The sequence below is a fragment of the Coleofasciculus chthonoplastes PCC 7420 genome, assembly GCF_000155555.1.
Classification (GTDB): domain Bacteria; phylum Cyanobacteriota; class Cyanobacteriia; order Cyanobacteriales; family Coleofasciculaceae; genus Coleofasciculus; species Coleofasciculus chthonoplastes_A.
Window position 1 is genome coordinate 99,913 of sequence record NZ_DS989848.1, and the last position, 11,949, is coordinate 111,861.

6 protein-coding genes are annotated in these 11,949 nt (G+C 45.8%); 5 read left to right on the plus strand and 1 reads right to left on the minus strand.

Annotation, left to right across the window (positions count from 1 at the left end; genetic code table 11):
• Positions 1–194: 194 nt before the first annotated feature.
• The 5 genes from MC7420_RS12745 to MC7420_RS12760 all read left to right on the plus strand — a co-directional run bounded on the left by MC7420_RS12745 (position 195) and on the right by MC7420_RS12760 (position 11,504).
• Positions 195–3,182 carry an Eco57I restriction-modification methylase domain-containing protein gene (locus MC7420_RS12745; protein WP_006100763.1) on the plus strand — a complete coding sequence of 996 codons (2,988 nt, stop codon included), beginning with the start codon at positions 195–197 and terminating at the stop codon, positions 3,180–3,182.
• Positions 3,183–5,579: 2,397 nt separating this feature from the next.
• Positions 5,580–8,939, plus strand: coding sequence for a helicase-related protein (locus MC7420_RS12750; protein ID WP_006100849.1), 3,360 nt, complete (start codon positions 5,580–5,582; stop codon positions 8,937–8,939).
• A gap of 23 nt (positions 8,940–8,962) precedes the next feature.
• The gene (locus MC7420_RS39615; RefSeq protein WP_006100865.1) at positions 8,963–9,115 is read left to right on the plus strand and encodes a hypothetical protein; all 153 of its coding nucleotides are present in this window, start codon (positions 8,963–8,965) and stop codon (positions 9,113–9,115) included.
• Positions 9,116–9,139: 24 nt separating this feature from the next.
• Complete coding sequence (locus MC7420_RS12755) at positions 9,140–10,735, plus strand: gamma-glutamyltransferase family protein (RefSeq protein WP_006100887.1); 1,596 nt, start codon at positions 9,140–9,142, stop codon at positions 10,733–10,735.
• 337 nt (positions 10,736–11,072) lie between these two features.
• Positions 11,073–11,504, plus strand: a complete 432-nt coding sequence (locus tag MC7420_RS12760) for a hypothetical protein (protein WP_044206927.1) — start codon at positions 11,073–11,075, stop codon at positions 11,502–11,504.
• On the opposite strand, the gene MC7420_RS38045 is transcribed toward MC7420_RS12760, so the two are convergent.
• A complete protein-coding gene (locus MC7420_RS38045) occupies positions 11,501–11,914 on the minus strand; it encodes a hypothetical protein (RefSeq protein ID WP_083799004.1) in 414 nt (137 codons plus the stop codon). The two genes, MC7420_RS12760 and MC7420_RS38045, sit on opposite strands and share 4 nt — an antisense overlap.
• Positions 11,915–11,949: the final 35 nt, after the last annotated feature.

Genomic DNA, 11,949 nt, shown 5'->3' on the forward strand with positions numbered 1-11,949 from the left:
TCCCCCTTCCGTCCCCCTTCAAAAGGGGGAGACCAGATGTTGCTTCGCTTTTTGTTCCATGGGGGGAACCGGATTCAAAGTCTTTTTTTAAGAAAGATTTGAGGGGTTTTTAGGGGGAAACAATCTCAAAGTCCCCCTTTTTAAGGGGGATTTAGGGGGATCTCACCGTTTAGTTGAAACTATAGATATTCATCATGCGCCAACCAGAATTCCAGCAGTCTATTCTCGATATCCTTTCTTCGCTGCAAGGGTTAAATCCACTCAAGGAGTTATTTTGGTCGGAACTGAATTACGATCGCGAAAATCAACCCCTTTCGCGGCGGGGATGGAGTGATCCGGTGTCCCATCTATTAGCAGAAGATCCCCTATTATTAGCGTCTGCGGGTAGTGAATTTCATATTATTTATGGGCGGTTGCAGTCGGAGCGCTTGTTGGCAAGTGATCAGCGTCCGGTGGTTAATCAATTGTTTAAAAATCATCCTTATGCTTTATTTATATTTTCTAATTATAATCAAGATCAATGGCATTTTCTTAACGTTAAATACGATAAAAAACAGGATAAGCGTCAGGTTTTTCGCCGAATTACCGTTAGTTCAGGGGAACAGTTACGAACGGCGACAGAACGCCTCAGCTTATTAGATTTAGCCGGAATTTCTGGGGTAGAACCCTTGACAATTCAGCAGCGTCATGATCAGGCGTTTGATGTTGAGAAGGTTACGCAAAAATTCTTTGAGACGTATCGGCGGGTATTTGAGCAGGTGGAAGGCTTACTTGAGCCGATGATGGCAGATGGGGAACAGCGGCGGATGTTTACCCAAAAGCTGTTTAATCGGTTGATGTTTATTGCCTTTATTCAGAAAAAAGGGTGGCTGACGTTTCAGGGGAAAAGGAACTATTTAGAGGCGTTGTGGCAGGATTATCAAGATAAGTGTACATCGGATAGCAATTTTTATCGCGATCGTTTGTCTCTTTTGTTCTTTTCGGGGCTGAATAATCCTCAACAACAGGATATCACCGGGATTAATCAGGGCGGTTATCTTCAGGAGGTTATGGGTACGGTTCCCTATCTGAATGGGGGGTTATTTGAACAAGATGCGGATGACCAAAATCCGGAGATTATTGTGCTCGATGAGGGGATTGAGGCGATTATTCTGGATTTATTTGCTAGCTTTAATTTTACCGTAACGGAGAGTACACCCCTGGATGTGGAGGTGGCGGTTGATCCGGAAATGCTGGGAAAGGTGTTTGAAGAATTGGTGACGGGGCGCCATGAAACGGGGAGTTATTATACACCGAAGCCGATTGTATCGTTTATGTGTCGGGAGGCGTTGAAGGGGTATTTACGCTGTCAGTTACTGGCGGAGTCGGTTGAGGCGATTGAGGCATTTGTGGATCAGCATAACCCGATGGGGTTGATTAATCCAGAGGCGGTATTGGGGGCGTTACGCCGGGTTAAGGTTTGTGATCCGGCTTGTGGGAGTGGTGCTTATTTGTTGGGGATGTTGCATGAGTTGTTGGAGTTGCGTCAGTGTTTGTTTGCGACGCGGAAAATTGATGCGAAGACGGATTATGTGCGGAAGTTGGAGATTATTGAAACGAATATTTATGGGGTGGATAGTGATGTATTTGCGGTTAATATTGCCCGGTTGCGGTTGTGGTTATCTCTGGCGGTGGAATATGAGGGGGATGATCCGCCGCCGTTACCGAATTTGAAGTTTAAGATTGAGGTGGGGGATAGTTTAATTGCGCCGAATCCTCAACCAGGTTCGGGGATGTTTCGGGATGAGTTGATTAGTCGGTATCGGGAAACGAAGGGGGCGTATTTAAAGGCGCATTTGGGTGGGGAAAAGCAGTCGTTAGAAGAGGAGATTCAGCGGTTAAAGGGTGAAATTGCTTTATTAACTCACGGTAGTATTCAGGTGTCTGGGTTTGATTGGGCGGTGGAGTTTGCGGAGGTGATGGCGGAGGGGGGGTTTGATATTCAGGTGGCAAATCCGCCTTATGTTAGGCAAGAGTTGATTAAGGGATTGAAGCCAACGCTGAAGCAGGTTTATCCGGAGGTTTATACGGGTACGTCTGATTTATATTGTTTCTTTTATGCCCGGGCGTTGCAGTTGTTACAAGCTGGGGGAATGTTGGCGTTTATTTCCTCGAATAAGTGGTTTCGGGCGAAGTATGGGGAGAAGTTGAGAGGGTATATTACTGAAACTTGTCAGGTGAATAGTATTACGGATTTTGGGGATTTACCTGTGTTTCATAGTGCGACGGCTTACCCGATGATTTTTATTGCGGCTAAGGGTAATCAAGGGAAATGTTCGGTTCGGTTTACTCAGGCTGATTCGTTATCTCCTCCCTATCCTGATGTGTTGGCGTTAAGTCGTGAAAGGGGGCAAGTTTTACCCAGTGGTGCTTTGAGTGGTAGTAATTGGATGTTGACGGATGCGGCTACGGTGAGGCGGATTAAGCAAATGGAATCAGTGGGTGTTCCTTTGGGTGAGTATGTTGATGGTAAGATATATCGAGGTGTTCTGACAGGGTTTAATCAGGCATTTGTTATTGATGGGACAAAACGGGAAGAGTTGATTCGTCAGGATGCTAAGAGTGAGGAAATTATTAAGCCGTTAGCGGTAGGTAAAGATATTCGCAAATGGTGTATTAACTTTCAGGATAGATGGCTGATTGTTACTCGGATTGGTGTTAATATAAAGCGTTATCCTGCTATATTCTCACATCTTAAGCAGTGGCAAGCGAAATTAGAGAAGCGCTATGACAAAGGTAGATATTGGTGGGAATTGAGAGCTTGTGATTACTATGATATTTTTGAACAAAATAAAATTGTTTATCCTGTTATTGCTAAAGAATCACGGTTTTCTTACGATACTCAAGGATCATTCACTAACGACAAAGCATTTATAATTAATTCAGCCGACCTATATTTATTAGCCATCCTAAATTCTATTCCTGTGTGGGAATATCTGAACAATATTTGTTCAAAGTTGAGAGGTGGTGATTTAGAGTTACGCAGCATCTACATGAGTAAAATTCCCATCCCTAAAGCATCAGATACCGAAAAAGAAGCCATTTCCGCCTTAGTCCAAAAATGCTTAGACGCCAAAGGAATGAACTGTGAGGAATGGGAAAAAGAAATCGATGAACGAGTCGCGGCACTCTATGGCTTGTAACGTTACGGTAAGGTGGGCAAGAGCAACCAAGTATACTATAAGCATTTGAAGGTTTATGACTCTTGCCCACCCTACATAAAATTTATCTAGAGACGTTTCGCCGGAACATCTTTACCCCACCAGAATGTCTTTCCCAGAGTTCGTTTATTCTAGGCGAGATGTGTATCATTATCTTATCGCGATCGTAAATTCCGTTGGGTTTCCTTGCGTCAACCCAACCTACAACCTTGTTTAATTCGAGGTAGCCGTAGGGTGGGTTAGACGGTGCTTAATTAATACAACCAAACATTTAATGAACGCGCCGTCGTAACCCACCGAGTTATCTTTGTGCAAATCACCGCTCAAAAAAATCGAATCAACCCCTTGATTTATGCGGTGATTTCAGGTACTATTTCATCATGGGAAAATATGCGCTCCTATAACCCCCTACTCAAGACCATTGGTATCCCTGACCCTAAACTACTCAGTCCCATAATTCTTCTCCCTAAACTGACACATCATCCGCCATCATGGGTGAGACGGTGCCTAATTAATCCAACAAACCATAGAATAAACCCGCCGTCATAACCCACCAAGTTATCCGGCTTTCTCACTGTTCAAAAAAATCCCATGAAGCGCTTGATTTATGCGGTGATTTCAGGTACTATTTCATCATGGGAAAATATGCGCTCCTATAACCCCCTACTCAAGACCATTGGTATCCCTGACCCTAAACTACTCAGTCCCATAATTCTTCTCCCTAAACTGACACATCATCCGCCATCATGGGTGAGACGGTGCCTAATTAATCCAACAAACCATAGAATAAACCCGCCGTCATAACCCACCAAGTTATCCGGCTTTCTCACTGTTCAAAAAAATCCCATGAATCGCTTGATTTATGCGGTGATTTCAGGTACTATTTCATCATGGGAAAATGTGCGCTCCTATAACCCCCTTTTCAGTAACATTGGTATCCCTGACCATAAACTCCTAAATCCCAGAATTCTTCTCCCTAAACTGACACATCATCCGCCATCATGGGTGAGATGGTGCTTCATTAATACAACAAACCCTTGAATAAACGCGCCGTCGTAACTCACCGAGTTATCGGCTTTCTCACCACTCAAAAAAAATTGCATGAATCGCTTGATTTATGCGGTGATTTCAGGTACTATTTCATCATGGGAAAATGTGCGCTCCTATAACCCCCTTTTCAGTAACATTGGTATCCCTGACCATAAACTCCTAAATCCCAGAATTCTTCTCCCTAAACTGACACATCATCCGCCATCATGGGTGAGATGGTGCTTCATTAATACAACAAACCCTTGAATAAACGCGCCGTCATAACTCACCAAGTTATCGGCTTTCTCACCACTCAAAAAAAATTGCATGAATCGCTTGATTTATGCGGTGATTTCAGGTACTATTTCACCATGGGAAAATGTGCGCTCCTATAACCCCCTTTTCAGTAACATTGATATCCCTGACCATAAACTCCTCAGTCCCAGAATTCTTCTCCCTAAACTGACACATCATCCGCCATCATGGGTGAGACGATGCTTCATTAATACAACAAACCGTTGAATAAACGCGCCGTCGTCACCCACCAAGTTATCGGCTTTCTCACTGTTCAAAAAAATCCCATGAATCTCTTGATTTCTGTTGTGATTTCAGGTACTATTTCATCATGGGAAAATGTGCGCTCCTATAACCCCCTTTTCAGTAACATTGGTATCCCTGACCATAAACTCCTAAATCCCAGAATTCTTATCCCTAAACTTACACCTCAGCCGCCATCGTGGGTGAGACGATGCTTCATTAATACAACAAACCGTTGAATAAACGCGCCGTCGTCACCCACCAAGTTATCGGCTTTCTCACTGTTCAAAAAAATCCCATGAATCGCTTGATTTCTGCTGTGATTTCAGGTATTATTTCATCATGGGAAAATGTGCGCTCCTGTAACCCCCTTTTCAGTAACATTGATATCCCTGACCATAAACTCCTAAATCCCAGAATCCTTCTCCCTAAACTTACACCTCAGCCGTTTAGATCCCCCTAAATCCCCCTTCAAAAGGGGGACTTTGATTACAGCGCTTTGGGGGATCTCTTACCTGGTTTAAGAATAGGAAACGCCTGAGATAAACGATACTGGTTCGGTTGACTGTCAACCAAATTCTGTCTCTAAATCGTAGAGACTGAGTTCTTTGGCAAAGATTGTCTGTACCATCGTATTATTCCCCTTGGGGAGAAACTTCTCTTTATTGTAAAATCAGATTATCGGGAAATTGTTCCCCAGATTAGGGCTAAAGCCCTCACTACGAACCCAATCTATTTCACCAAATTAGCTGAGTCACACCACTACTGGCTTTGACATAAGACATCAGACATAAGACGAATGACAAATAACAAATGACAACTCACGATATCATCGACAACCGCAACCAAAAACTGGTAGACAGTATTAACTGTATCCTCGACTCCTCAGACGCCGCCCATTTCGCTGTCGGTTATTTCTTCCTTTCTGGTTTCATCGCCATCGCCCCCCGTCTCAACACTATCAAGGAAATGCGGTTACTGATTGGTAATACTAGCAACCGTGAAACCATCGAACAACTCGCCGAAGGATATCGCCGCTTAGAACTAATTAAAGACCAAATCGAAGCCCAAACCTATCCCAAACGCATCCTCCGCCAACAAATGGTAGCCCAAACCGCCGAAAATATCCGTTCTAGCGTAGAATTAATGGATCAAACCGATGCAGCGGAAACCTTGGTGAAAAACCTAGTACAAATGATCGAAGAAAAACGCTTACAGGTGCGAGTATATACCAAAGGACGACTCCACGCCAAAGCCTACATCTTCGACTATGGTAAAGTTTATAACCAATTGGGACAACTCGTCGATCGCGCCGAAAATGGTATTGCTGTTGTTGGTTCCTCTAATCTCACCCTATCCGGCATTTCCCATAATACTGAACTGAATGTCATTGTTCACGGAAACGACAACCATCAGCAACTCACCCACTGGTTTAACCAACTCTGGGAAGACGCCGAAGACTTCGACGAAACCCTAATGCAGCAGATGCAGCAGTCGTGGGTAATGGCGCCAACCCGCCCCTACGATATTTATATGAAAACCCTCTATATGTTAGTCCGCGATCGCATCCAGGAGGAAAACCGAATTGAAATTATCGCCGATGACGCGATTACCCATAAACTCGCCGACTTCCAAAAAGTAGCCGTTAACCAAGCCATCAAAATTATCCGTGACTATGGTGGCTGTTTCGTCTCCGATGTCGTTGGCTTAGGGAAAAGCTTTATCGGCGCCGCGATTGTCAAACGCTTTGAACAAGTGGAACGCGCCCGCCCGTTAATTCTTTGTCCCGCCCCCCTCATAGAAATGTGGGAACGTTACAATGAAGTCTATCATCTCAACGCCCGTGTCCTCTCCCTAGGAATGCTGCGAGATGATGGTGAAAATGGGGAAAACCGTCTCCTCAATGACTTCCGCTATAAAGATAGAGACTTTATCCTTATCGACGAAAGCCACAACCTCCGCAACCCTAGCACCCAACGCTACAAAATCGTCGAAACCTTCCTCGCCACTGGGAAACAATGCTGCTTCCTCACCGCCACCCCCCGCAATAAAAGCGCCTGGGATATTTATAACCAAATTAAACTCTTCCACCCCGACGACAAAACCGACTTACCCGTAGACCCCCCCGATTTAAAAGCCTACTTTAAATTAGTCGAAAAAGGCGATCGCGACTTACCCAATTTATTATCCCATATCCTGATCCGCCGCACCCGCAACCACATTCTCCGTTGGTACGGCTTCGACGCCAAAACCCATCAACCCATCGAACCCGCCAACTTTTCCGCCTACCTCACCGGGAAACGCCGCGCCTACGTGATTGTGGGCGGGAAGCACCAATTTTTCCCCAAACGCCAATTAGAAACCATTGAATACAGCATCGAAGATACCTATCAAGGCTTATACCAACAACTGCGCCACTATCTAGGAAAATCCCGCCAGCGCCAACTCATCAATCCCCCCGCCAATGAACTCTGTTATGCCCGTTATGGTATAGGCAATTATGTCTTAAAAGCCAAGCAAAAAAAAGACCCCTATTCCAGCTTACAAACCGCCGGGGCGAACCTGCGGGGACTCATCCGGGTGCTACTCTTTAAACGCTTCGAGTCTAGCGTCCAAGCTTTCCGAGAAACCGTGAACAAACTCCTCAATGCCCATTATCTCTTTGAAAAAGCCTTAATCCAAGGATTTGTTCCCGCTGGGGAGGAAGCCCAATCGATTCTCTATGAACCCAACCAAGACGAAGAACAAGACATTATTGACGCCTTACGTCAAGCCTCTGGCAAATACAAACTCGCCGATTTTGATGCCGAACGCTTGCAAAAACATATTCACCATGATATCCAACTCTTCGAGAAAATTCTCGCCTTAGTTCAACCCATCACTCCCGCCCAAGATACCAAACTGCAAACCCTAAAAACCTGGCTAAACCAAGCCCCCCTAACCAACAGTAAACGCCTCATCTTTACCCAATACGCCGACACCGCCCGTTACCTCTACGAAAACCTCAACCCCGACGGGAAACAGGATGATATTGACGTTATTTATAGCGGCGATAAAAGTAAAGCCCGTATTGTAGGTAGATTCGCCCCCAAAGCCAACCCCGACTATGAATTTACCCGGAATGAATCAGAAATTAACACCTTAATTGCCACCGATGTCCTCGCCGAAGGGCTAAACTTACAAGATGGCAACTTAATCATTAACTATGACCTGCATTGGAACCCAGTGCGCTTAATTCAACGGTTTGGTCGGATTGATAGAATTGGTAGTGAAAATGATATCGTTTACGGTTTTAACTTTTTACCCGAAACCGGGTTAGACAAAAACCTCGGCTTACGTCGCATCCTCGCCAACCGCATCGCCGAAATCCACGAAACCATCGGCGAAGATGCAGCAATTCTCGACCCCACCGAACAACTCAACGAAGAAGCGATGTACGCCATCTATGAGAAAAATGGGGATAGCCAGCAACTGAGTTTATTTGAGGATAATGGGGAATATTTAGACCTAAATGAAGCCGAAGAAATTCTGCGCCAGTTACAAAAAGATGACCCAACCGAATACAAACGCATCGCGACTTTACCTCATGGTATCCGCACCGCTAAATTCTCCCTAAATAAAGGATTATTCGTGTTCTGCGAAGCCTCCTATCCCAATCGCCCTGAGTTAAAAGGGTATCAGCAGTTAGTCTTACTCGATGACAAAGGAGAGATTGTATCACGGGATATCTCTCACATTTTAGGACGACTAAAAAGCAGCGCCCAAGAGTCTGGATTATCCTTACCCCAGGATTATAATGCGGCGGTAATGAAAATTAAAGGTCAATTTGCCGAAGACGTAAAACATCGCCAAGCGGAACGAGACTATAGCCGCAATCTTAGCCAAGGACAACGCTATAGTTTACGCAAACTCCGACTCTTTTTTGAAACGATTAATGATGAGGACATCAAAGCCCAAATTAATCTATTAGAAAAAGCCTTCCGCGAACCCGTCACCACAGGACTCAAGCGCGAGTTAAATCGGCTAAAACGTAATAATATAACCGGGAATGAACTGTTTATCAAACTTAAGCAACTTTACGCCCAATATGACCGACACGAATGGCTAAACCGTCGCCAAAAAGATGAGGATTGCCTCGTTCCGATAATTGTTTGTAGTGAAGCCTTGGTTTGATGGAAGCAATGTAGAGACGCGCCATGGCGCGTCTGGAAGCTGGGGGTGATGTAGGGGCAAATTTTATCATTAACAGGAAGGTTTTCACCCTGATGTCACTCAATGTAATCAGTGTAACTAATCTCTCACTTCCCTACCTCACTCTCTCTAATAAATCCGTGAAATCAGTGTTTTGACATAAGACATAAGACATAAGACAAATGACCAATAACCTAACTCACTACCCCTACCCTTCAACGCGACGGGTGATTATGGGCAAACATTGTGCTGTCGCCACCAGCCAACCCCTCGCCACCTTAGCGGGGATGGAGATGATTTGGGCGGGGGGGAATGCTATTGATGCAGCATTAGCGATCGCGATCGCACTCACAGTAGTTGAACCCACCTCAAACGGAATTGGCTCTGACACCTTTGCCTTAGTCTGGGATGGTCAGTTACATGGACTCAACGCTTCCGGTAAAAGTCCTCAGGCTTTAACCTTAAACCATTTTACCGGAATGGAGAACATCCCCCAACGGGGGTGGTTACCCGTCACCGTACCCGGATGTGTCTCCGCTTGGCGAACATTATGGCAACGGTGGGGAAAATTACCCTTTGAGCAGTTATTTGCCCCAGCGATTCGCTATGCTCGGTCAGGATATCCGGTTTCCCCAGTTACCGCAACCGCTTGGAAACAGGCGGAGGCGATTTTCCTCCCCCTGAAGGGGCGAGAATTTGAGCCGTTTAAATCTGTATTTTTTCCGAATAACCGGGCGCCGCATCCGGGAGAGGTGTGGGGAAGTGAGGCTCATGCCCAAACCTTAACCCGGATTGCCCAGACTGGGGGTGAATGCTTTTATCAGGGAGACATTGCTCGTGCGATCGCGAATTTTGCGGCGGATACGGGTGGTTTATTAACCGTAACCGATTTCGCCGCCCATCAAGCCGATTGGGTGAACCCGATTTCCACCACCTACCGAGACTTACGGGTTTGGGAAATTCCCCCCAACACCCAAGGATTAACCGCATTAATCGCCTTGAATATCTTAGAAGGATTCGACTTACGTCAATATCCCCGTGACTCTGTGGACAGTTATCACCTGCAAATTGAAGCGATGAAGCTGGCATTTGCCGATGCCAAGCGTTATATCGCCGATCCTCGATTTATGGACATGACAGTTGAGCAGCTACTGGATAAAGACTATGCCCACACCCGTCGCCAGTTGATCACAGAAACCGCGATTCCCTTAGCCCAACCCGGTTTAGCCAAAGGCGGAACCGTCTATTTAGCCGCCGCCGATGGGGAGTTGATGGTGTCGTTGATTCAATCCAATTATCAAGGCTTTGGCAGTGGGATTCTGATTCCGGGTACAGGTATTGCCCTGCACAATCGGGGATGTGGGTTCACCTTAGCCGCCGGTCATCCTAATCAAGTCGCACCCGGAAAGCGTCCCTATCATACAATTATTCCCAGCTTTCTCACCCAAGACGGTCAACCCTTAGGACCATTTGGCGTCATGGGGGAATATATGCAACCCCAAGGTCATCTACAAATGGTAGTGAATCTGGCAGACTATAGCATGAATCCCCAAGCAGCACTAGATGCACCGCGATGGCAGTTTATCGCCGGAAATCAGGTACTTTTAGAGCCAACTGTACCGTCTGATGTGGCTTTGGCACTTGCTCAACGGGGACATCATATTGAAATGAGTGCCGACAGGAAACGGTTTGGCAAGGGTCAGATAATTTTACAGCAGGGAGGCGTTTTCGTGGCGGCGTCTGAACCCCGTGGGGATGGGTTGGCATTGGCGCTGTAGGGGCGGGTTTAGGCATTCAATGTTGAATCCCACCGATAACATTTGTAGCAAAACCCGCCCTGACTAACCCCAAATCTAAAGAATACAACACGCTGTAGGGGCGGGTTTAGGCACTCAATGTCGAATCTCACCGATAACCTCTGTAGCAAAACCCGCCCTTACTAACGTCAAAACCAGATTCCCTCAAAGGTTGTGAAGCCCTCCCTACACCCCATACCCTGCCTACACCTCAACACCTCAACTCCCTTGTCACCCCTCGATAAGATTGTCATTAATTTGTCATAACCTTGTCACACGCCCTTTCTAAAGTAGAAAGTGAAGCAAGTTCCCTCCCCTTATGTACCGTTCCAACAATTCGATGATTCTCCTCACTGAGCAAGATATAGACATTGATGATATTACCCGCAAGCGCTGGGAACGGGATATCTATAACCGCTTTAAAGAAGCCAGGGAACGCTTTCCAGAATTTTTTCCCTGCTTTGAACTCAGAAATTATCCAGTCAACAGACTCTATTATTCGATTCACTTTCAGCCGTTGACCCAATACGCTGAACGAGTAATCTGCCATACTCCTGACTTTCCCCATACCGAGCAATTTAAACCCATTGAAATGCTGTGGGATGAAGGTGGTAAAAGTGAATTAGACCGCTTATTTGCACGCTTTCCCACTCAGCGATCGCTAAAACCTGCCAAACCAAACTGGGTAAATTGCTTGTGGATTAGCCAGATTCCTGATATCTTCAAGACATCGAGGATTTGCAACCGTTAAGTCTCTGTTTCAGAGGCTATCTCTTCTAGGGAGTAATCCTCTAAGGGTTTATCTCGGCTATATAATCCCTTCTGTCTATGATATTGAATAATCGACTCTCCGGAAAACCAATCCAGGGCAGTACGCACCCAAAACCATCCCGGATCAGGGGAGGTTTCTAAGCATACGGGTATCTGTTCACCTGTTCTATGAGCAACTAAGTGATGAGTGGGTTTAAACATACCCTTTTCGGGTGTTCGGCTGGCTGAGGCTTTCTTCTTCTTTGGCGCACAGTTGAGACAGTATTTTGGTGGCGTACCCGGATAACATTCGCGAGTCGTCGCCTGATGGCACTTGGCACAGATGAATGTGACAGGGCGAGTATGGATGGTTCTCGCGTGGGCGCGAACAATAAAAGTTTTGGAAGGCATTGGTATTAAAGAACGGGGAACAAAAAGATTTCGCG

What these genes read in the sequence shown, in the direction of transcription:
- MC7420_RS12760 (WP_044206927.1), top strand. Translation starts at nt 11,073, where the DNA reads ATGTACCGTTCCAACAATTCGATGATTCTCCTCACTGAGCAAGATATA.
- MC7420_RS39615 (WP_006100865.1), top strand. Translation starts at nt 8,963, where the DNA reads ATGGCGCGTCTGGAAGCTGGGGGTGATGTAGGGGCAAATTTTATCATT.
- MC7420_RS38045 (WP_083799004.1), bottom strand. Translation starts at nt 11,914, where the DNA reads ATGCCTTCCAAAACTTTTATTGTTCGCGCCCACGCGAGAACCATCCAT.
- MC7420_RS12745 (WP_006100763.1), top strand. Translation starts at nt 195, where the DNA reads ATGCGCCAACCAGAATTCCAGCAGTCTATTCTCGATATCCTTTCTTCG.
- MC7420_RS12755 (WP_006100887.1), top strand. Translation starts at nt 9,140, where the DNA reads ATGACCAATAACCTAACTCACTACCCCTACCCTTCAACGCGACGGGTG.
- MC7420_RS12750 (WP_006100849.1), top strand. Translation starts at nt 5,580, where the DNA reads ATGACAACTCACGATATCATCGACAACCGCAACCAAAAACTGGTAGAC.